14 protein-coding genes are annotated in these 22,805 nt (G+C 62.0%); 8 read left to right on the top strand and 6 right to left on the bottom strand.

What is annotated here, in order from left to right; genetic code table 11:
* Window positions 1–59 precede the first annotated feature (59 nt).
* Window positions 60–2,567 (bottom strand): GspE/PulE/PilB domain-containing protein, encoded by a 2,508-nt coding sequence (locus ACYQ2I_RS01835; RefSeq protein WP_460165281.1) that lies wholly within the window; start codon window positions 2,565–2,567, stop codon window positions 60–62.
* A gap of 848 nt (window positions 2,568–3,415) precedes the next feature.
* Here ACYQ2I_RS01835 and ACYQ2I_RS01840 point away from each other — a divergent pair.
* From ACYQ2I_RS01840 to ACYQ2I_RS01860, 5 genes are all read left to right on the top strand, one after another.
* Entirely contained in the window at window positions 3,416–5,035 is a 1,620-nt protein-coding gene (locus ACYQ2I_RS01840) for a sulfatase family protein (protein ID WP_460165282.1), read from the top strand.
* Between the two features lie 218 nt (window positions 5,036–5,253).
* Window positions 5,254–7,068 (top strand): hypothetical protein, encoded by a 1,815-nt coding sequence (locus ACYQ2I_RS01845; RefSeq protein WP_460165283.1) that lies wholly within the window; start codon window positions 5,254–5,256, stop codon window positions 7,066–7,068.
* A gap of 73 nt (window positions 7,069–7,141) precedes the next feature.
* The gene (locus ACYQ2I_RS01850; RefSeq protein WP_460165284.1) at window positions 7,142–8,032 is read left to right on the top strand and encodes a sugar phosphate isomerase/epimerase family protein; all 891 of its coding nucleotides are present in this window, start codon (window positions 7,142–7,144) and stop codon (window positions 8,030–8,032) included.
* Window positions 8,033–8,216: 184 nt separating this feature from the next.
* Window positions 8,217–9,563, top strand: coding sequence for a Gfo/Idh/MocA family protein (locus ACYQ2I_RS01855; RefSeq protein WP_460165285.1), 1,347 nt, complete (start codon window positions 8,217–8,219; stop codon window positions 9,561–9,563).
* A 210-nt stretch (window positions 9,564–9,773) separates the two neighbouring features.
* Window positions 9,774–11,249 (top strand): hypothetical protein, encoded by a 1,476-nt coding sequence (locus ACYQ2I_RS01860; RefSeq protein ID WP_460165286.1) that lies wholly within the window; start codon window positions 9,774–9,776, stop codon window positions 11,247–11,249.
* An 82-nt stretch (window positions 11,250–11,331) separates the two neighbouring features.
* Here the strand turns inward: ACYQ2I_RS01860 and ACYQ2I_RS01865 are convergent, their stop codons facing one another.
* The 4 genes from ACYQ2I_RS01865 to ACYQ2I_RS01880 form a co-directional block, all read right to left on the bottom strand.
* Window positions 11,332–12,168 (bottom strand): metallophosphoesterase, encoded by an 837-nt coding sequence (locus ACYQ2I_RS01865; protein ID WP_460165287.1) that lies wholly within the window; start codon window positions 12,166–12,168, stop codon window positions 11,332–11,334.
* A gap of 40 nt (window positions 12,169–12,208) precedes the next feature.
* Entirely contained in the window at window positions 12,209–13,486 is a 1,278-nt protein-coding gene (locus tag ACYQ2I_RS01870) for an ADP-ribosylglycohydrolase family protein (RefSeq protein ID WP_460165288.1), read from the bottom strand.
* Between the two features lie 155 nt (window positions 13,487–13,641).
* Window positions 13,642–14,160 (bottom strand): TPR end-of-group domain-containing protein, encoded by a 519-nt coding sequence (locus ACYQ2I_RS01875; protein ID WP_460165289.1) that lies wholly within the window; start codon window positions 14,158–14,160, stop codon window positions 13,642–13,644.
* Between the two features lie 328 nt (window positions 14,161–14,488).
* Window positions 14,489–15,229, bottom strand: a complete 741-nt coding sequence (locus ACYQ2I_RS01880) for a carbon storage regulator (RefSeq protein ID WP_460165290.1) — start codon at window positions 15,227–15,229, stop codon at window positions 14,489–14,491.
* Between the two features lie 826 nt (window positions 15,230–16,055).
* Here ACYQ2I_RS01880 and ACYQ2I_RS01885 point away from each other — a divergent pair.
* The 3 genes from ACYQ2I_RS01885 to ACYQ2I_RS01895 are packed head-to-tail and all read left to right on the top strand — an operon-like array spanning window position 16,056 to window position 21,186.
* A complete protein-coding gene (locus ACYQ2I_RS01885; RefSeq protein WP_460165291.1) occupies window positions 16,056–17,579 on the top strand; it encodes a Gfo/Idh/MocA family protein in 1,524 nt (507 codons plus the stop codon).
* Window positions 17,580–17,618: 39 nt separating this feature from the next.
* A complete protein-coding gene (locus ACYQ2I_RS01890) occupies window positions 17,619–19,274 on the top strand; it encodes a hypothetical protein (protein WP_460165292.1) in 1,656 nt (551 codons plus the stop codon).
* Window positions 19,275–19,317: 43 nt separating this feature from the next.
* On the top strand, window positions 19,318–21,186 hold the full coding sequence (locus ACYQ2I_RS01895) for a hypothetical protein (protein WP_460165293.1): 1,869 nt from the start codon (window positions 19,318–19,320) through the stop codon (window positions 21,184–21,186).
* Window positions 21,187–21,710: 524 nt separating this feature from the next.
* Here ACYQ2I_RS01895 and ACYQ2I_RS01900 read toward each other — a convergent pair.
* Window positions 21,711–22,700, bottom strand: a complete 990-nt coding sequence (locus ACYQ2I_RS01900; protein ID WP_460165294.1) for a 3-keto-disaccharide hydrolase — start codon at window positions 22,698–22,700, stop codon at window positions 21,711–21,713.
* Window positions 22,701–22,805: the final 105 nt, after the last annotated feature.

Consider the following 22,805-nt stretch of genomic DNA (forward strand, 5'->3'; position numbering starts at 1 on the left):
TGTGCCTGCCTCGGCTTGCGCCGCCTTGCCGCAGCGTACAACCGCTCGACGCGTGCGCGTCAGGTCGTCGAGTCGGCGGCGGTCTCGGGCGAATCGCCGGAGGTTTCTTCCGCCGGCGTATCGGTGGTTTCCTCGGGCGAATTCGGCGGCGGCTCGTAGCCGGTCCAGCGCCGCAGATAGTACACGGCGTGGTCGTCGGCGGGACGCAGTGCACCGGGCGGGAAGTGACAATAGATCGCTCCGACGATGTCGTTTTCGGTGGTCATCACGACCTCGACCGGACGGCCGAACAGGCCGTGCCACTCTCGCAAACGCCGTTGCGTGACCGCGCGGCAAGTCGCCAACCGAATGGCGTTGCCGGTGATTTCCAGCGGCAAGATGCGCATCCGCAACGCAACCGAAGGCGGCAACAGCGAGAGCGCTTCTTGCGAGATCGAGGCCTCGCACAAGCGTTGAAACGGCACGCCCGCATGGGCGGCGATCGTGCGTCCTTCGTCCACCTCGGCGTGATCGCGGTCGAAGGTGAGCACGGCCGCAGGGCCTTCACCGGAGGTGTAGAACTGGACGTTCACGCGTACGTTACGCCTCAAGAATTCGGGTTGCCAGGATCGGTCTTTTCCTGCCCGCTCGAGCAAGTGCGACAACAACGGCGCCGTGATGCACGCCGACAACGGCGGCCGCGTGAAGGCCCGGCGCATGATCCGCAAGGCGGCGGTCAGCCGGTCGCCGTTGGGGACCAACAGCAGGTGCGAGGCGCGATAATGCTCGGCCTCGCCGACGAGGGCTTCCAGCGTCTTGGCGATCATCGGCGTGTCGGACCGCACTAGGTCGTCCAATGAGGTCAGCGCCAAGGTTTGCTCGATCCATTGTTCGGCCCGGTCGGGGGCCGTCATGCACGACGGATCTTCGAGGATGCGGCCGATCGCCTCGAGCGGGGCCGTGGGCCGTTCGGCCAGCAAGGCCAGCAATCCGGTGTTGGTGTCGATGTCGCCGTGGGTCTTGAGGATGAAACTGTAGAGGAAGTTGAGCCATTCGTGTCGCAAGCCGGACGGATCGATCGTGACCTGTTCGCCGCGGCCCAACCGGCACGCGGCCGTGTACAAGGCGAAGGCCACGCTCAATCCCAGCGCTCGCCGATCACTCAATAACAGGTTCTCCAACTTCGCCAGCACCGTGCGGCGCAGGGCGGCGATGCGATCTTCGAGGTAGCGTCGCGCGGCTTCGGGCAGCACGCTGACGACCTCGCCTTGCGGGAGGACGACATCGAAACTTCCGTCGGGAAGCTTACGACACAACTCGGGCCGCCGCGCGATTTCGTCGAACAGTTGGAACAGGCCGTCTTTGCCGAAACGTTGCAGCCAGCCCCAAACGGCCATCGCCGGATGGTCCTCGGTCGCCTGCGGTCGGGAAAGTTGACGGCCGGGGTGTTGTGTGACTTTTTCCAGCAATTTGCGCGAGCGGGCGAATTCGGCGAGAACGACGGGGGCGGCTTCCGCGTCCGCCGCGCCGTAGCATCGGTCGATCAACGCCCGCAAACGTCCTTCCGGCGCAAGGACGAACTCGACCGTTTGCCCCAGACGGAACCGCATTTCGTCGAGCATTTGCTGCCGACTCATATCGGCGACGGCCACGACGATCGAGCTCGTCTTGCGTTGAATGGGTAGCACCAGGTATTCGCGGGCGACGTCGGCGGGCACATCGGCCAGCAGTTCGGCCGGAAAATCGATGTTCTTCAGGTCGGTGAATTCGGCGCCCAATTGCACGGCCTTGTCTCGTAAGCGGCCGATCACGTCATCCGGCTGCCCGAGCGCGATCAATACCGCCGGCCCGAACCGCGTGCCGTGAAAATGGAGCTTCAGCCGCCGCTGCTGGTCGCGAACCTTGATCTTCATGCCGCCGTAGAAGTCGAGCATCGCGATCAAGCGGACGGTGATCGGCACCAAGGCGTCGGCGGGCAAATCGGCGTCCGTGCATACCAGGTCGTCCACCATATACGCGACTTTGACGCGTCCCTTGTAGGGCAGCAAAAGCGCATGCGTGGCTCCCAACGCCATTCCGCGGCTGAGCACGTTCTGAATGTGCTTGGCCACGGCCGGGCTTTCGGGATCCAGGGCCATCGGCAGCTCGGGAATCTCGCGGAACTCGGGTTCGGACGCCTCGGCGGGTTCCGCTTCGGCTTGCGTTTCGGCGGTCTCGCCTTCGGGGGGGCCGTAGAACCGTTCGATCGCCGCTTTGAGATGTTTTCGCGGGCTGAGCATGACCCGCACCGAATGATTCACGATGAACCGCAAGCGGTCGATCGTCTCGGGCGTGAGCGGGTCGGCGGCGGCGACGTCGAGTACGCCCCCTTCGGCCAAGATGGGCAGAATCCCGTACTCGTGCGCGATGCGCGCAGGCACCAGGTCTAAAACCTCTTGGGGAATTTTCGCGTAGCGAACGTCGAAGAAGCGACATCCCAATCGAGCAGCACGGATCTCGGTCAGGCGAATTTCGTCTTCGATCGCTCCGCGTTGGCTGTGCCGACGACGTTCGACACCGACTTCAGGGGGAGTATCGCCGGAGTTCATGATGGACCTCCCTTCGACGGCAACCGTTCTCCGTCCGACGAGTCGCTCCAGCTCGGACGAAGACGGCAACCTTGGTTTCGGGCCGTCCGTGGGACATGTTCCCCGCTTCCCGCCTCGGAAGAGACCGGAAGCCGCTTTCTGCACCATCGATACCGGCCGACCTGTTGCCGTCCAGACAAGGTTTGCGTTCCGGTAGCGGCCGGCGTCCTCTCCTCTGCCCGCGCATCACCGAAGTGACCGGATCGCCCCTTCTCTACTTCCGACGACGGTCGACGGCAAATCGGGTCTTGCCGTCGTCACGATTCGACGGGCACAACTTCTCCGCGGTCGGTACCCCCAATGACATCCCCCTCTTTGGTCCGCAGCCGATTATAGGTCGGTCGTGGAACAGGGGTCAAACTTTTTGCGATTCCCTGAATCGGGGGGCACAGTTTGTTCGCTCGGCAATGTCGCGAGTATTCTCTGTCGCCAATGGGCCGGCGGACGCAGGAACTCGAACAGCGATATTCGGCTTTTTGCCAATATGCGCGGGAGGGAAAACTTTTCTCTCCCCCATCGGTTTCCTGGTCGTTTATCATGTGCCCGACGTCCTGAATGAAATGGACGCATGCCGTTTGCGTCAAAGTTCGCAAACGGTCTGAAAGATCGCGTTTATCGCAAAATGGGCATATCCGAACGGTTTGACACGACCCCGCATTTGGACGAAAGTGGATCAGGACCGTCGGCGGCTGCAATGCGGCATGTCGGCGAAAGACGCGGCGGGGGCCGGTGCGCATGACGCTCGATGCAAAACGGTCGAGCGCGGAGACACATCCAGTATGCGTTCACGATCTCGAGGAGTTCCATTCATGCGTGCGTTGTTTGCGTGTCTGGTCGCGGTTGTCCTGATTCCCGGCGCGGCGTCGTTCGTCACGGCCGACGAGCGACCGAATATTCTTTTCGCCATCGCCGACGACGCCTCGTACCCGTACATGAGCGCCTACGGCTGCAAGTGGGTGCACACGCCCGGCTTCGATCGCGTCGCTCGCGAAGGCATCTTGTTCACCAACGCCTTTACGCCCAATGCGAAGTGTGCGCCGTCGCGATCCTGCATCGTGACCGGGCGCAACTCGTGGCAGCTCGAAGAGGCGTGCAATCACGTGTGTTACTTCCCGAAGAAGTTCAAAACGTATCCCGAGGCCTTGGCCGAGCACGGATACTTCGTCGGCAAGACCGGCAAAGGCGTCGCCCCGGTCGTTGCAGGAACGATCGACGGCAAGCCGCGTCATCTTGCCGGTACTCCCTTCGACAAACGGCGCACCACGCCGCCGACCAAAGGTATTTCGCCGAACGACTACGCGGCCAATTTCGTCGATTTTCTCGATGCCGTGCCCGAAGGAACGCCTTGGTGTTTTTGGTACGGGTCGACCGAACCGCACCGCGGCTACGAATACGGCTCGGGGGTGAAGAAGGGCGGCAAGTCGATCGACGACATCGATCGCGTCCCCGAATTCTGGCCCGACAACGAAGTCGTACGCAACGACCTGCTCGACTACGCCTTCGAGCTGGAATACTTCGATTCGCATCTCGTGAAAATGCTGGACGAGCTCGAGCGCCGCGGCTTGCTCGACAACACGATCGTGGTCGTCACCGCCGACAACGGTATGCCGTTCCCGCGCTCGAAGGGGCAAGCCTACCACGTATCGAACCATTTGCCGCTGGCGATCATGTGGCGCAAGGGGATCAAGAATCCGGGTCGCACGGTGGACGATTACGTGTCGTTCATCGACTTTGCGCCCACGTTCATCGAAGTGGCGGGATTGCGCTGGGAAGAAACCGGCATGCAGCCGGCGACCGGTCGCAGCCTGACCGAGATTTTCTACTCCGAGAAGTCGGGGCGCGTCGTTCCCGAACGGGACCACGTGTTGATCGGCAAAGAGCGGCACGACATCGGCCGGCCGCATGATTGGGGATATCCCATCCGCGGCATCGTCAAAGACGGCCTGCTGTACGTACAGAACTTCGAGCCGGACCGCTGGCCCGCCGGAAATCCCGAAACCGGCTATTTGAACTGCGACGGCAGCCCGACGAAGACGGAAATCCTCCGGGGACGCACCGACCCGGCATTGGTCAAATATTGGGTGTGGTCGTTCGGCAAACGTCCGAGCGAAGAAATGTACGATTTGCGACACGATCCCGAATGCATGCGGAACGTCGCCCATATCCCGCAGTACCAGGCTGCGAAGTCGGCCTTGGTGCAACAAATGACGCAAGAGTTGCGCGAGCAGGGCGATCCCCGCATGTTCGGCAAAGGACACATTTTCGACGAATATCCCTACGCCAACGAAGGTCAACGCGGTTTTTACGATCGCTACCTCCGGGGTGAGGATGTCAAGCGGAAGACCGGTTGGGTAAACCCGAGCGACTACGAACCCGAGCCGCTCGAGGACTTCCACCCGGTGCTTCCCGACGAAGGCCCCGGCACGTAACGAACGCGACCGAACCGCGACCGCGAAATTCGATCCCCGAGATTGCGGGATCGGAACGAATAGCCGGCGACCGCGGGGCACCCACCGCGCCCCGCAGACGGTCGCCGTTGCGCAGACAACGTAATCTTCCGCCGACGACGAAGCACCTTCGTCCCCCCGCTACCAACGTCGCGGCGACGTGTGTCGGTTCGAACTCCCGTTAGAGCAGGAGGATGGTTGTGCTCGATCGACGTCGTTTCTTGCAGACGAGTGCCCTGATCGGTACCGGTTTGTTGGGGGGGATCCGGCCGGTTCGGGCGCAAGCGACGGCGGGGCTGAAGTGGAAGCGCGCCTCGCTCGACTTGCTGTTTCACGATGTGCAGGAAGGCGGCACGCCGCTTTGTCGTGCTGCCGACATCGGACCGCTGGCCGCCGAAGTTCGCGTCCGCGGCGCCGAGGATGGGACGCCGGTCCGACTCGGCCCGCAACGCCCTGCGAGCAAGGCGGGGCCGGTCGGCGTCGGCCTCACGCACCGGCTGCGCAACACGGGCGGCGGCATGGGGGAAGACCTGCTGGAAGCGACACTCGCGTTGCAAAACCCGAGCCCGCGGACGGTCGAGGTCGAAATCGCGTTCTTGTCGACGCTGGCCACCGGCGATGAAAGCTACGTGCCGCTGTCGGCCTCGGGACTGGGACGCGACAAACGATTCGCCGCGCTGGGCGTGGCCGAATTCCTTCAGGATTGCCGCGTGCCCGTCGCCGCCGACGCGTTCACGTGCCACTATCTCGAACCCGCGGCAAGTCATCCCGAAGAGCTGACGACCAAGGCCCTTTTGTTGGCCCCGGTCGTCGATCTCGCGTTGGCGTCGACTGCGCTGCGTGGGGCGTTCATGACGCCTTCCGACGAGCCGATGCGGTTCCGGCTGGTTTCCGAGTCGGGTACGCCCGTGTGGCGCATCGGCCGGGTGGTCCGGCTGGAACCGGGAGAAAGCCGCGAAGTGCGGTGCTTCCTGCTGTTGCACGAAGGCGATGCCTCGGCGGCGTGGGATGTGTTCCATACGCACGTCCATCACGACGACTTTCCCGTTCCCGCGTGGACGCGCGACTTCCGCGTGCACTATTACGATTTTCTTTCTTCGGCCGAAGGCAAAGGCGGTCGCCGAGGTAACGGTTACGAGGCCGATTTGCCGCATTTCGCCGCCTTCCACGTGGGGTTGGCCACCCAGCACGGATACTATCCGACGCTCAGCGATTACGTGCATCCCGACCGTAAGACGTGGCTTGCCATGCAGGGCGATGCGGCCGGTCCGGCCGAGATGTCGCTGGAGAAGATGCGGGCACGCATCGAAGCCACGCGCAAGACGGGGGCCAAGGCGGGGATCTACATCCATCCGGTACTGTTCGACGACGCCACTCCCTTCTTCGACGACATGCAGGATTGCATCCTTCGTGATCCCGAGGGCAACATGGTGCGTTTCCCCTGGCAAGGTCCCGACGTGAAGGGGCGATGCTGGCGGGCCTCGCTGGCGTCGAAACGCTGGCGCGACCACCTGTTGCAACAAACGCAATGGATCATGGAACTGCTCGACCCCGACGCCATCGCGATCGACGAAACGTTCGCCGGCATGGGGTACGACTTCCGCGACGGAAAGGCCGTGCCGATGGCCCAATCGGCGATCTCGTTGTACCGCGAAATGCGAAAGATCGTTCGATCCTTCGGCGACGACAAGGCGATCTTCGGCAGCGACTGTTCCGATACGGGTTTCTGCTTGTTTACCGACGGCGAGTGCGGCGATCATGCTTACGGGTCGCTGTTGGGCCACCCGTTGTACAGCCAGCAACCGGTGCGTTACCTGGCCGCCTTGGGCAAGAAGCCGTGGCGTCCCTGTGCGTGGCATTTCACGCACATGTGGGACAAGCAAATGGCGCTGGCGCGGTTGGTCGGCTCGGGAGTGGGCGTGTCGAACGGTTGGATCGAATACACCGGGTTGGCCCGGCTGGACGACGCCGTCCGCCGCCGACTGATCGCCGATATCGAAAGCCTTTTGGGCTGATCGTGCGGCAACAGGGGTGTTGCACGATGGGAATCGAAGATTCCCGGCGGTTATCACCATTGCGAGGTTTGCCATGAACGCGTTTCGCTCATTCGTCGGGCGCACGGTCCGATCGGTTCTCGTTCGATCGTGCGTGGTCCTTGTGCTGGTGGGGGGCGTATCGGTCCCGGCCTTCGGCGGCGAGTTCGGCTTGATGGCCAACAGTATCGAGATTCGCAAGCTGCCGCCCGAGCAAGTCGCCGCGATGATGCAGCGACACGGCTACAAGACGGTGTTCTTGAGTTGTTCGGCGCAGCAATTGACGCCTTCGGCCGAGGCGTATCGCAAGCACGGTATCGAGATCGGCGCCGTATATGTCGGGCTCACCGTCTCACAGGACGCGGCCGCGTACACCATCCCGCTCGAGCGGGTGTTTGCGGTTCTGCAAGGTCACGGCATGATGCTCGTGCACGTCGGCACACCGAAAGGCGAGACGGTCTCCGACGCCCGCATTGCCGAAGCGCTGCGAAAACTTGCCGAGCAGGCGGCCGCGCAGGGCGTGGAGGTGGCGATCTATCCGCACGTGGGCAATCGACTGCCGACCATCGAATCGGCCCTGGCCGTGGCCCGAGCCGTCGATCACCCGAACTTGGGCGTGTGCCTGAACCTATGCCATTACCTCAAGCAACATCCGCCGGCGGGGATTCGTGAGGCGGCACGACAGGCACTCCCGCTTTTGAAGATGGTCACCATCAACGGGGCCGACACCGGCGATACCCAAGCGATGGGCTGGGACCGCCTGATTCAGCCGCTGGGGCAAGGCAGCTTCGACGTGGCCGGGTTCGTGCGGTTCCTGAAGCACGAGTTGAATTTCGACGGGCCGGTATATGTTCAGCTTTACAACGTGAAGACGCCCGCCGAAGAACTCATCGCTTCGACCATGGCGGCCTGGAAGGCGATGTGCGAACCGGCTGACGGAAAGTGAAAGAAATGTACGGCACCGCGAAGCGGCGTGAGCGGGCGTCCTCGGAGGGGAAACGTCGGCACGACCGTTCGATCGTCTTTCGCTTCGCGGTCCGTTCGACCCTCCCGACCGCGTCGATCGAGCAACAAGCCCGCGACGCGGCAACCGCGAGTGTACGTCATCTCGAACGTAGGAGAACGAAGCTATGCGTAAGTCGTCACGCCGTCGATTCTTGAAGTGGACGGCCGCCGTCGTCGGTACGGCAGCCGCCGCCCCCGCGGTCGTTCCGTCGAACGTGTTCGGTGCCGCCGCACCGTCGAATACCGTCACGATGGGCATGATCGGCACCGGGCGACAGTGCTATTTCAAGAATATCCCGCTGTTTCAGCGACAACCCGATTGCCGCATCGTCGCCGTGTGCGACGTCGACTCGTGGCGCATGAACGAAGCGAAGAAGAAAGTCGACGACTACAACAAAGCAAAGCACGGGATGACCGACGGCTGCGCGACCTACGTCGATTACCAAGACCTGCTCGCCCGCGACGACATCGACGCCGTCATGATCTCGACGCCCGATCACTGGCACGTGGTGATGGCCGTCGAGGCAATGGAAGCGGGTAAAGACGTGGCCTTGGAGAAGCCGATCTTGCGGACGATCGCGGGTGGTCGCCGGTTGCAAGAGACCTCGGAAAAACTCGGTCGTATCTTCCGGGTGGACAGCGAATTTCGCGTGGGGGCGCCCGCCCGGAGAGCGTATTCGATCGTTCAAAGCGGGATGCTGGGCAACGTCGCCAAGATTCGTGTGGGCGTGCCCGAAAGCGATATCGGCTGTCCGCCGCAGCCCGAAATGCCCGTTCCCGAAGAACTCGACTACAAACGCTGGCTGGGCGAAGGAAAGACGCAAGCACCGCCGATCCCGTACACGCTCAACGGCGTTCATCCGCGGCACGATCTCCGCGGCCGTCCGGGTTGGATGCGCAAACTCAACTTCTGCGACGGCATGGTCACCAACTGGGGAACGCACCTGTTCAACGGTGCCTTGTGGTGCTTGGGGCTGGATCGGAGCTGGCCCGAAGAAATCTCGGGCACCGGCGTCTATCCGCCTGCCGAAAGTTTCTGGAACGTGCTCCTGGAATTCGACATCACCTACAAGTATCCCGGGGGCATCGAGATCGCCTACTTCACCGAAAGCCCTTACATGTACTTCGAGGGCGACAAGGGGTGGATCAAGGCCGGGTTCAACTTCTTCGAAGCAAGCGATGAAAAATTCAAGACGGCGTCGTTCCCCTTGGTGGACAACCCGGAACCGCGCTACACCAGCGAAAAACGCGACTTCCTCGACGCTGTGAAGAGCCGCAAACCGAGCTGGGAACCGGCCGACGTGGGCAACCATGTGACGTCGGCCTTGGTGATGGGGCACCTGGCCGTCAACCTGGCCGAAACGCTCCGCTGGGACGGCGAAAAGGAGCAGTTCATCGGCAGCGAAAAGGCCAACGCGATGATCGACAAACCGATCACGGAACCGAATCCCGACCTCCAACAAAAGAGCTAAGCGGGACTTTCCGAGCGACGCGCCCGCCGCTTCGGGTGCGCGAGGCGGCGGCGCTTTCGATCCGAGGGGGCATCAATTGCAAAACGGCACGAGGACGACTACCGTACGCACGTGCGAATCATCATCGTGTAAATAATGTTTCCGGCGTGGAAGCGGGGTGAAACCTCGATATCGTTTTGTTGTTTCGATTCTTTTCCGGGGGGTATTGTCATGTGTGAATCATGTGAACACGGGTTCGATCGTCGTAGTTTTCTGGCGGCAAGCAGTGCGCTCGGCGCGTGGTCGCTGACCGGCGGCATGCTGGCGGCCGGAGAAGTTCCGGCGACGTTGCCGGCACGCAAGAAAGAACCGGCGAGCGTGGCGGTGGTCTTCCTCTACCCGCCTGCCGACGTCGTCTACGCCGGTAAAAACGAGGACTCCTGGCGCGTCCACAACTGGTTCACCTGGCCCGGCAACCAGTTCGAGCCCGAAGCCCAGCAAAAGAAGTTCACCGACAAGATCGCCGAGATGGCCAGGCGGCTGGGCATCCGCGTGACCTTCGAGCCGGAAGGTGTGTGGCAAGAGGCCAAGGTCAAGGAGTTCATCGCCAAGTGCCAGGCCGCCAAAGTCGACGCGGTGCTGGTGGTCAACTTCTGGAACACGTTTGCGGGCCGATCCTACGACATCGCGGTGCAAGCCGCGCCCGCGGCCATCGTCTATCAACCGGTCGGCTCGAACCACCAATTGCCTTCCGAGGCGTTGCGTACCGCCGAAGGGATCCACTACATCCATTCGATCGAGAACTGGGCCGAGATCGAACGCGGGCTGCGTGCCGTTCGGGCGAAGAAGATGCTCGCGCAAAGCCGCTTGTTACGAGTGACCGGTCGCTTGAAGGAACGGGCCGAAGCGGAAGATGCCGACTTGGGCACGCACATCGTCGGCATCCCCGCTGCCGAGTACAACGACCTGTTCGACTCGATTCGCCCCGACGACGCCGTTCGCTCGCTGGCTCAAAAGATCAAGAGCGAAGCCGCCCGCGTGATGGACGTGACCGACGAGTATTTCGTCGACGCGATTCGCGCGCATCACACCGTCAATAAGTTGCTCGAACGCTACGGGGCCGATGCGATTACGATCGAATGCCTCTTCCTCAAGGATCGCAAGCCGTGCGTGAGCTTTGCGATCAACAACGGGAACCTGGTTCCCTGCGGTTGCGAGAATCAGCTCGACGGCACGCTCACGCAGATGCTCGGACGGTGGCTGTGGGATCGGGCCGGGTTCATGCACAACCCCGATTTCGACACCAGCGAGAATCGCTATTTCGCCTCGCACTGCACGTGCGCATGGAAGCTCCACGGACCCGACGGTCCGGCGCAGCCGTACATGGTGCGTCCCTTCTTCCATCAGGCCCCGAAGACCGCCGCGGTCGATACGCAGTGGCCCGCCGACGAACCGGTGATCTTGGCGAAGTATTACAGCGGGCAGAAGAAGATGATCTGCTGGACCGGCCGCGTCATCGAGTCGCCGACGTGTCCGCCCGTCGGCGGATGCGCCACCCGCGTGCTCGTCGAAGTCGACAAGGTCGACGACGTCTGCTCGATCTATCCGGGTGTGCACCCGATCCTGTTCTGCGGGACGCCCGGTGAGGCCAAGGCGTTGAAGGCGTTCGCCCGCATGTACCACATGCAATTGACCGGCAATGTGTGATGTCGATCGAGCCGGCTGCGTATTCGGGTAAACACCGCCCGAACCGCCGATGAAACGATGCGAGACACGACACGGCCGTCTTTCAGGCGGTCGTGTCGTCTTTTTCGGCAGCGGCGTCGAGGGGATCCGCCCGGCCGTTCGAGTGTTGCGAATCGATCGCCGTGTCGATCGGTCTTGCAGATAAATCCTTTCCTCCGGCGACTTCGGCATTCAACGGTCCGCTGTACACCGTGGTGCCGGCGGCATCGGTTTGCCACAGGTGGTTACGATGCACGTCGAGGGCGGTGAGTCGTCCTCCACCGTAGAGATACGTGTCGATGCACTTGAGATACCCCAGGTCGAGAACACGCCCGTTTTTCTGGGCGGTATGCCCGACGATCGCGGTTTTCCCGCTGAAATGCGGTCCCGGCACACGCTGCCGTAACGACTCCCAACGCATCACCCACACCGAGAGCCGTTTCAGCGGTTGATCATGCACGTAATTGGCGTGGATGAAGAAGTGGGACTCGATTTCGTAGTAGTCGACGCAGCGGTTCAAAAACACGCGATAGCGACGCGGCGTATCCTCCGGATGATCGATGCCCATCGAACGCAACGTGGCAAACCCGCCGTAGCTGAGCCATTCGCGCAGCATGCGGGGCGAGTCGACCTCGATCACGTCGAGGAACATTTGATCGTGGTTGCCGAGAATCGGCACCAAACGGCACTTTCGGCTCAACTCGATGAGGATGTCGATGACGCCGGCCGAATCCGGTCCCCGATCGACGTAATCGCCCAAGGTGACGATCGTATCATCGGGCCGCGGGTCGATCGCTTCGAGCAATCCGCGCAAAGCTTCGCTGTAGCCGTGGATGTCGCCCACGGCAATCACACGGCCGCCCGTTCCGCCGTCGCGTTCCCGGTCGGCTGCCGTCTTCACGCGCTGCGTCTCCTTCGCTGTCGGCCGCCGGGATCGTTTGTCATTCCTGCCCCGGCGGATAGAGAATCTTGGCCCGTTCTTGTTCGTCGTAGCGCGATCCCGCGATCGGGCCGGGACTCCAACATTGCTCGAGTTTGCTCGGCCGAACGGGAACCCGCGGAATGACCAGCACGGTTTCGCCGCGATCGTTCTTTTCGACACGTCCGCCGTTACGGCGCACGGCGTCGATCGCCAGCGCTTCGCACACCTTGATCAGACGATCGAAATTGTACTCGGTATGACTGAAAACGCGAGTACGATCGAGTGCCTTGGTGAATCGCTCAGGCAGATTGGAAGCGCCGATGGTGGTGAACAAGACGCCCGCCGCATTCGACGGATTGCAGTCGGAGTCTTGCCCGCAGCGGGTGGCGATGATGATCGTCCGGTCGATGTCGCGTTTGCCGTACAAAAGCCCCATGACGATGAAGGCGCCGTTGATTTTGGCGTCGATGTTAAATTCGCCTTGCGTGCACGAGGCCTTCCGATAGGCGGGATTCAGATGGTACTTCGTGTTGATCTTTTCCCAGGTCGCTTGCCAATCGTCGGGATTTTCGTGGTACCAGTCGAGCACGTCGCGAATGCACTCGGCGTATTGCGACTCGGCCGGAATGGCGGCCAGTCCGGCCTTCACGATCGCTTCGGGATCGGTTTCGAAGAAGGCCTCGCTGTACATGGCGCCGACGAATTGTCCGCCGTAGAGACCGTCGCCGTAGTTCATCAACCGGCCGAACTTTTCGCCCAGGGCGATGACGACGTTCGGCATTCCGGGAGCGATGATCCCCGAATAGTCGGCCTCGATTTGGTAGTCGATGTCGTCGGCGTGCTTGTTGAACTGCGGATGTCCCGAGTCGGGCGGGGCGATGCCGTTGCGCAGGTTATCCCGGCCCGCACGATTGGCGTGCCAAAGTCGATAGCGGCTGTTTGCGAAGTCGATTCCGGCCTGCTTCAGCGAGACGTCCCAACCGTGCACCTCGAGTGTGCGCAAAAACGTCATTTCGACATAGATGTCGTCCTGGTTGAACTGGTTGATGCGCTCGGGCGTCCAGTCGGGCATTTCGTCTTCCCGCAAAATACGGCCCTTGGCGTGGAACTCGGTCGGTCCGCCCCAGCCGACACCGGCCATTTGCCCCAACCAGGCCGCCTCCATCTTGTCGCGGTACTCGGCCAAGGTGATTCGGCGGACGGAAGATTCGTCGGCCGCAGTCGGGCGGGACGTTCCCACAAGCCAACCGCCGAATACGACAGCGATCATCAACCACCGGCACGCAGAACGGAACATGACGTCACCTCGCTGATCCAAAAGAAACGTGCGACCACCGAAAATCGGCCCCCAAACGGCGGATTCATTCTAATTGCCCGTTCCGAGAATCGCACGTTTTGCACGGCCGCGCAGGCGAAGCCGATACGTTTTTCGCAGAAGGGGACGCCGGCCGGTCAGGTGTCGAAGTCTTCCATCACGCGACGAAACTCGGGTGTGTCGCGGATCGGATCGAAATCGGGTTCGCGGTCGACCAGCTCGCGCAGCTCTTCATCGTTCAAGATGGCCTGGGCAAGGTACTCGGCGGCCTCTTCGGCCTGGCCTTGCAGCGACAAGTAACAAGCCAGATTGAACAGCACGATCGGGTGCGAAGGCTCCAGCATCGCCGCCTCGCGCAGGTCGTCGATCGCCAGGTCGAGGCGTCCCAGCCGCTTGTGGCACCAGCCCATCGCCATCAGCACGCCGATGTGGCCGCGGTCCAGTGTATTCGCCTTTTCAAAATACGACAGGGCCGTATCGTACTGTTCGAGACTGCGATAGGCTTCGCCCAACAAGTAGTACAGGCGCGGTTCTTCTTCGTCGGCGCACTTTTGCAAGGCGTCGATCGCCGCGCGGGGCATGTTCAATTCGAGGTAGCCTTCGGCCCGGCTCAATGCCCGCAGCAAACGAATTCGGCGTTGCTTCTTTACGTTCATGGATGTCGATCGTATCGCAAAGGAAACGTGCCGCTTTGCAGGCGAAACCGCCGACCTGCGCGCGTAACGGGCGGGGAACGCCTCGGCGGCTTCTCCTACGGCCGATCCCGAGGGGCCGAGGAATTCTATACCTGAGCACCGATGTTTCCAAGCATGGATTTTGGAAAGAAGATTCCACCCCGAAGACGTGCCGCAGATGCCGCCGGGCGGCATTTCGCAGGAACAAGAAAAGCGACAGGCGACAGGCCGTCGAGACCTGCCGCCCGCTCGTAGGCTCACCCGTATTTTCCGACTTCTCGTTCGACCGGCGTTATCGTCGTTGCGCCGACTATACCGAACCGATCATCTCTTGGTCGATGGCGTTCATCAAAGCGGTGTCGTTGTCGTTACGGTCCAGGCGGTAGACGCCGGATTGCCGCGGCGCCAGACGGACGCCCAACTCCGCAGCGCGATGATCGCCCAACGTGAACAGCTTGATGCCGTTCCAGCGGGGATCTTTGCGGATACGTTGCATCGCCTCGTCCGTCTTCTCCTCCGACCGCACGTCGAAGATGACCAGATCGGGCCGGTCGTGGCCCGCAAGGTAGTGCAAGGCCTCTTCCGCATCGGCCACGGCGTCGACCGCGTAGCCCCCGTGCGAGAGCATGTCGATCATCCGCCGGCGGTCGCGTTCGTCTTCGGCCACGACCAACGCCGAACGAGGCTTGCTGGAAGCCTTGATGTCGAACTCTGCGGCAGCCGAGGCCAGACGCTCTTCGGCTCGCCGCATCATCAACCGAGCCTTGTCGATTTCGCCTCGTTGCAGGTGGAAATCGACGATTTGCAGTGCGAATTGAAGACACGCGAACAACTTGCTCGGGTCGTTCCTTGCCTCGCGACACGGGACGGCGTCGATCGTCTCCGAATCGGATTCGTGGTGGGTTTCGAGCTCGGAGCGTACGACCGGCACGTTTCGCGGGGCTTTGACACCCAAACGCACACTCTTTCCGCCGATCCTCAACACCTTGAATTCGATTCCAAGCGTTGGGAACCGAACCCCCTCATCCTTACGACGCGACAGCACCAACATGGCTGAGCCTCCTTGTCTTACGACGTCCGTTTCGGGGTTCTTCGGGTCACTCCGCTTTCCCGTCAACGAGGACGCCGGATCCTCCAGGTGAGCCTCTCGCAACTCAGCATGAACGGCTGCCGTCAACCCGGGCGGGGTTCACGGCGCACCCGCCGATCACTCGGCGAGGTTGCTTCCATCGCACGCAAAACTTCGAGACGTCTCCTGGTTCGATCCCGACGACTGCCGCGGCGACTTCCTGTCGGCCTTGGAGAGAGACACACTCACGGGCACCGATCGTTGCGCCTGGTCGTTTCTGTTTTCGGTGCTCGAACGCTACTTCTTCAACACACGGATTTCAGAAAACATCGGGATCCATTATGTACGCCGTGACGCGTTCCATTCCTGGAGTGCGTCCCGGCAACCTTCCTCGGAGACCAGCGAACATCCGTGTCGCTTCTCACGATTCACCGTCCGCTCTTTTACTAAATCTCCCGCCGATCGATCAAGAGCAATTTCGCCGAAATTCTGACAACTTTCGCTGAGATAACGTTCGCCTAACCAAAATCAGGCTTTGGGGGGGTAAAACAAGTCATTCAGAAGTCTTTATTTTCTCCTGTTTGCGTATTTTCGCCTCCCGTTTTCGGGTGAAAGCAAAGACGGCGCGCCCCGCGGCGGCGACTGCGACGGCCTCTTTGTTCTTCGTGAACCTGATGCCTGCGACGATCGGCCGGTGATTTTTCACGCCCCTTTCGCAAAGCGATCGTTTCGAGGCTACCATGGGGGTGCATTCGCCCACCGTGGTTTTCCATGTTTCCTGCCACGATCCACCAAAGGAGGCCCCTCTATGTCGCAACCTGCTCGCCTACCTCGACGTCGTTTTGTCGCTGTCGGGGCGCTTTCGGCTACCGCGGCGATCGTTCCTCGCCATGTACTCGGCGGCCCCGAGCACGTGCCGCCCAGCGAGCAGCTCACGCTGGCCCACATCGGCATGGGCACGCAAGGGTTCCGTGAAATCGGCAGCCTGTTGGCCGACCCGCGAATCCGGATCACGGCCGTCTGCGATCCGAACACCGACAGCCAAGATTACATCGAGTGGGGCGCCGGCGGCATCCGTCGGACGATCGCCGAGTTGATGGGCGTTCCCGATTGGCGGAAGGACGTCCCCGGCTGCCCCGGCGGACGCGAGGTCGGCCGCCAACTGGTCGATGCGTACTACGCACGCACCCGCGGCAAGAACTACTCCGGTTGCCGTGCCTACGCAGACTTCCGCGAGTTGCTCGAAAAAGAAACCGATCTCGACGCCGTCAAGATTATGACGCCCGACCATCTGCACGCCCCGATCGCCGTTGCCGCGATGCGCAAAGGCGTGCACGTGATGACGCACAAACCGATCGCCAATCGTTTGAACGAGGGGCGCATCGCGATCGAGACGGCTCGGCAAACGAAGCGGGCGACGCTGCTGTTGGCCTACGGCGCCGCGCCGGCCAATGCGGCGATTTGCCGCGAGATCAACAAGGGGGTGATCGGCACGTTGCGGGAGATCCACATCTGGACGAATCGCCCGGTGTGGCCGCAGTACACCGAGCTTCCCGCCGACACGCCTCCTGTTCCCAAGGGGTTCGACTGGCAGCTTTGGCTCGGTCCGGCGGTCGATCGTCCGTACCATCCGCACTATACGCACACCGTCTTTCGCGGTTGGTACGATTTCGGCGGCGGCTCGATGGCCGACATGGGCATCTACGCTTTGTGGCCGGTGTTCGACGAACTGAAGCTCGGCGTGCCGCACAAGATTCAAGGATGGGGTTCGCACGCCTGCACGATCAGGGGCAATACCAGCAGCGTCATCCGAAACGATTTTTCCTATCCGCTGGCGTGTACGTTCCGCTTTTGGTTTGCTGCGGCCGACGGCGATCGGCAGCTATGGTGGTACGACGGCGGCATGCGTCCGCGTCTGCCCGAGTTGGTCGAGCGGGCGGGGACGCCCACCGGCCGCGAAGGCATCATGTTCATCGGCGACGGCGGCGTGATTACCGCCGGATTCCACGGCGACAACCCGGTGCTTCACACCGAAGAGGAAACCGGTTCGCTCTGGAAACTGACAGGCGGCGAGGGCCGGGACTCGGCACGACTCGATCACGTCGAACGAATGGAGGGCTTCTTGGCCGCTTGTCGCGGCGAACTCGCTCCCGAGAAGGCGCCGGGCAACTTCCAAAGCGCCGCCCACATCACCGATACCGTCAACCTAGGCACGGTGGCCCTGCGGACGGAAACGACGATCGAGTTCGATGCGGCTTCCGGCACGGTCACACCGGCACGCGCTGCGAAATACTTCACCCGCGAATATCGGCCGGGTTGGGAATTGACCTGACGACTTCGACGACGGGGATTTTGCCAGCGGAGGTGTGCGATGCGTTTCACGACGAGGCTGCTGTTATCGGTCGGCCTGTTGAGCGGTGCGGCGGCCTGGGCCTGTGCCGAAGAGTCGCCGCCGGTGGTCGCCGAGATTCGCGCGGCCGCCGCGGCACCGACGATCGGGCCCGAAGGGCGACCGCTTCCCTTGGCCGGACACTGGAACCGCGGCACGCGGCCCGAGGGTTTCAGCCCCGATTACCAGCTCGAACTGATCCGCCGGGGGCATCACTTGTTGCCGTGGTTCGAGTTTCCGCGACCCGGAGCGCCGACCGACGATGCCTATTTCACGCGCTACGACGCCGCCTTCAAGCAGGTGGCCGAATGGAAGCTCCCCTTCACGCTGGTCGGCACGCAGTGGGAGATCGTACTGGCGAAAAAGTCGCTGTTCGGGCAAACGTTTCCCTTCAAGGACTTGCCGCCCGACCAAAGTGCGCTCGCACTGAACGACGACGGCGAACCCGATCCGCGGCTGGGGATCAGCCCGTTCGGCGCGATCGAACCGTGGCGCGAGGTCGGCCGACTGTGGGTCGATAGCCCCATGATCCGCCGGTTGCAGGAGGTTTATCCTGATCCGCCGCGGGTGATCTTCCTGAGCAACAACGAGGCCCCCAAGATTCGCTGGGCCAAGAACGGCGGTGTCGAACGAGACAAGCGGTTCACCGACCAGTACGGTTTCGACTGCACCGACGAGATGAAACGCTGCCTGGTCGGCAATGGTTGGATCGTGCGTTACCGGGCGATGTTCGAAGCGATGCGCTCGCATCTCGATGCGTCCGGCTGGCGCGATCAAGTGCGCTTCGTGGGATACGGTGCGTTCGGTCCGGATCACATGGGGCGTTGGTCGGGGTGGCCGGTCTATTCGCTGCATTGCGGAAATCGGTTCGATTGGGCGCCCTATGCGTGGGACGGCGCTTCGCCTTCGTACTATACACACGACTGGGACGCCTCAACCGACTTCACCGTCCACAGCCCCCTGGTCTCGTTCATGAATTACGTCATGGCCCAGCGTCGCGTGTACGCCGACAAGCCCGACTTTTGGTTCGAGTTCTCGGTGTGGGACGGGAGCAAGACCGACGCCCAAGGCCGCGAGATCGGTAAGCCCGCCTGGTACGCGAAACACGGCGAGCCCTACTCGCCGGTTCGGCACGCCAGCTACGTCGAGTTCGGCATGTGGCTTACGCGGCCGCGGGTGGTGCGCGAGTTTCGCGGCTATCTCGACACGCGAGAGCGCGTGGGCGCGTACTTCGAGGCGATTGTCGAGGTCGTCGATCGCGTCTACGCCGATCCGGTATTGCGCGAGTTTTGGCGCTTCGGCGAATTGGTTCCGAATCGGGGGCATCGGCATCCGTTCCAGGTGGCGATTCCCGAAGAATTTGCCGCCGAAGACCGCTGGTACATGCTCGACACGAATCTCGATCCGCCGCGACCGTGGTCGCTCGATACCGAGCTGCCCGTTCAGTCGCTGGCGTTGGTTCTGAACGAACCGCAGAATCGCCGGTGGCTCGTCTATGCCCGTTCGCCGTTGGCCGATCGAAAGGACGTGACGATTCGCATCCCCGACGGCCCGGAAATCACCGTCGATGTGCCGATAGCCGGGGCGTTTTACCTGGTCGATGCGAAGACGGGCAGCCCGCAGCGTGTCGGCCGATAGATGAGGTACCCCGTGCAACACCCCTGTTGCAGGAGCTGACAAGATGCCTGGTCGTACCGTTCTCTTTGCGCTAATCACCCTCTCGGCGCTTTCGGCGGGCAAGACCGACGCCCAATCGTCGATTCCCGATCCCCGGCACATCGCGAATGGTTGGGAGATCCCGAGCGAGGGTTACGCCGATCAGCCGTACATCGTGAAGACCGACGACGGCGCCTGGTTGTGCGTCATCACGACCGGCAAAGGTGCCGAAGGGGCCGCAGGGCAGCACATCGTCTCGATGCGCAGCCTCGACCACGGGAAGACGTGGACGGACATCGTGCCCATCGAACCGGCCGACGGACCCGAGGCGAGTTACGCCGTGCTCCTGAAGGTACCTTCGGGACGCGTGTACGTCTTCTACAACCACAACACCGACAACGTGCGCGAAGTCGAACGAATCGACGGGGGGGTGTATCGGCGGGTCGATTCCCTGGGCCATTACGTGTTCAAGTACAGCGACGACCACGGCCGGAGCTGGTCGTCCGAGCGTTACGAAGTACCGATCCGCGAATTCGCCTGCGACCGCGAAAACGTCTACGGGGGCAAGTTGCGCTTTTTCTGGAACGTGGGAAGGCCGCTGATCGCCGAGGGAACGATGTTCTTACCGCATCACAAGGTCGGCGCGATGGGCCCCGGTTTCTTTGCCCGCTCCGAGGGCGTGATCATCACGAGCCGAAACATTCTCACCGAGCGCGATCCGACGAAGATCACCTTCGAAACGCTTCCCGAGGGCGACATCGGGCTGCGGACACCACCGGGCGGCGGTCCCATCGCCGAGGAGCAAAGTCTTGCCCGCTTGAGCGACGGATCGCTGTTTTGCGTCTACCGAACGATCGACGGATGGCCCGCCTGCGCCTACAGCCGCGACGGAGGCCGCCGTTGGACGCAGCCGGAATATCTCACCTATACGCCGAACGGACGCCGCATGAAGCATCCCCGCGCGGCGAATTTCGTGTGGAATTGCTCGAACGGAAAGTTTCTGTATTGGTTTCACAATCACGGCGGCCGGTTCATCGCCGAATTGGGATTGGGGGGGAAAAACGGTCGAAGCCCCTATGACGACCGCAATCCCGCCTGGTTGTGCGCCGGACGTGAGATCGACACTCCCGACGGAAAGCGCATTGAGTGGTCGCAGCCGGAAATCGTCCTCTATGACGACGACCCGTACATCCGCATGAGCTATCCCGACCTGGTTGAGGAGGACGGCGTGTTCTACCTGACCGAAACGCAGAAGAACATCGGCCGCGTTCATCGGATTCCACAGGCGCTCGTCGAGGGGTTGTTCCATCAATGGGAAAATCACGAGGTCGCCCGCGACGGATTGCTTCTGGAAATCCCGCGAGGCACACCGATCCCCAAGCAGATCCCCATGCCGTCGTTACCGCGATTGAACATCCGCGATGCGGGACGACCCGATCACGGGTTGCGCGACCTGCGCGGCGGATTCACGTTCGAGGTGCGGTTCGAACTCGATTCCCCGTCGGCAGAACAGGTCTTGCTCGACAACCGCAACGAAGCAGGGGAGGGGATTTGCCTAGCGACGACCGAACGGGGCACAATCGCGCTGACCCTCCACGACGGACGGCAACACGTCGTTTGGGATACCGATCCGGGGACCGTTCGACCGGGACAAGAGCACCATTTGACGGCGATCATCGACGGCGGTCCGAAGATCATCTTGTTTGTCGTCGACGGCATATTGTGCGACGGGGGGGATGCACGCCAGTTCGGATGGGGGCGGTTCAGTCCGACCTTGCGGACACCGGAGGGCGATGCGACGTTGCGTCTCGGGACGGGGGTCCGCGGATTGCGAATCTACGGTCGTGCCCTGCGGGTAAGCGAGGCGGTGGGCAATTTTCAAAGCGGATCGTAGGACGCGTCGCTCGGCCCGTTTGCACAAGAAAGATCAACCGCCGCCCCGAAGGTTCGGGACGGCGGCTTCGTATTTCAAACCTCCCGGGTTATTGCGACCGGATGCGTCGCTGCGAGACGAGCGGGAGTCCGGCGTGCACAAGCACCGGCCTTCGTTCGACTCCGGCTCACGCGTAAGGGGTGGCACCTCCGTCGGAATATCACGCGGGAGGCTTGATCGCCTATTTGGCCCCTCTGTGGGGCCAGGAATCTTTATCGGTCGGGCAGGCGATGCGGGTTGAATGGTTTTCCCTTTCGCTTGTCGCCTCTCTATTCTACTCTACGCCCGAATCGCGGCTAGGGGTCGAATTTTCACAAAAATTTGCCCGGCGATTCCAGCGCGATCGAGGCCTTGAGCGGCGGACGAATCGCCCCGCCGAAGCGGCGTTTCTGCGGCATTCCGGGTAGTGCATTTTTCGTGCCGAAACCGCATCACTCGCGCGGTAAATGCGATAGGACGCACAAGGCCGCGCGACCGTCGGACGATCAGTCTTTCGGCACAACCCAGATGTTCCGGTAGTACACGTGGTTTCCGTGCCCTTGCAGGTACAGCGGACGCGGTCCGGGGCCTTCACCTTGACGGCCGGGGGTTGCACCGGGAAGTTCCAGGTCTTCATGAATGACCACGCCGTTGTGCTTGATCGTCACGCGGGCGTTGGCCGTCTTCTTGTCGCCGTCGTATTTCGGGGCGGTGAATTCGATGTCGTAGGTTTGCCAGGTCATCGGCGGAAAGCACATGTTCACGTCGGGCTTTTTCACCTTGTAGATTCCGCCGCATTCGTTGTCTTCACCGGTCAGGCCGAACGAGTCGAGCACTTGCACTTCGTAGCAATCGTGCAGATACACACCGCTGTTCGAGCGGGCTTGCCCGGTTGCTTCCGGCATCCACGACAAACGAAATTCCAGGTGCAGCGTGTAGCTGTTGAACTTGTCTTTCGTCAGGGCATTGCTCAGCAGGTTGCCGTCTTCGGTCAACACGCCCGGATCCCAATGATCGGTGTTCGAACCGTCGAAGAGTACGATCGCACCCTTGGGCGGCTTCGCGCCGAGCGTGGGACTCTTCCGCTCGATCCGTTCGAGCACCAGTCGGCCGTCGTCGTGCTCGACGATCAGCTTCCCGTTGCGGATGACGCCTTCGGCCTTCGGGGCGGTGATCGTGACGTGGTCGCCTTCACGCTTGCCGGAAGCTTCGATACGGCCCTTGTCGCGCGTCCAACCGTCGCCGGGAAGGCCGTCTTCGAGGAAGTAGATTACGAAATTGCCGTTGCCGCGGGCGATCACCTGCGCACCGACGGTCTTTTCGTCGCCGCCGGGCACGATTCCGCGACCCTTGTATTCGCCCTGAAACGCGAAGTCCGGATCCTTTGCGGCCTCGGCCGGGTCGGTCACTTCTTTGAATTTCCCGTGTTCGGCGCCCCAACAGGCGGGCAACACGGCCAACGACAACGCCAAAGCGTAAAACAAACTGCGTTGCATCGTCAAAACTCCTTCGTCAAAATGAGGGTGAACGATCCGGTGGCGGTCCGCTTGCCACGGTGAGCGACCCATATTTTAGGAACGCGCGAAGCCGCGAAGCAAACG

It is taken from the genome of Thermostilla marina (assembly GCF_054657455.1).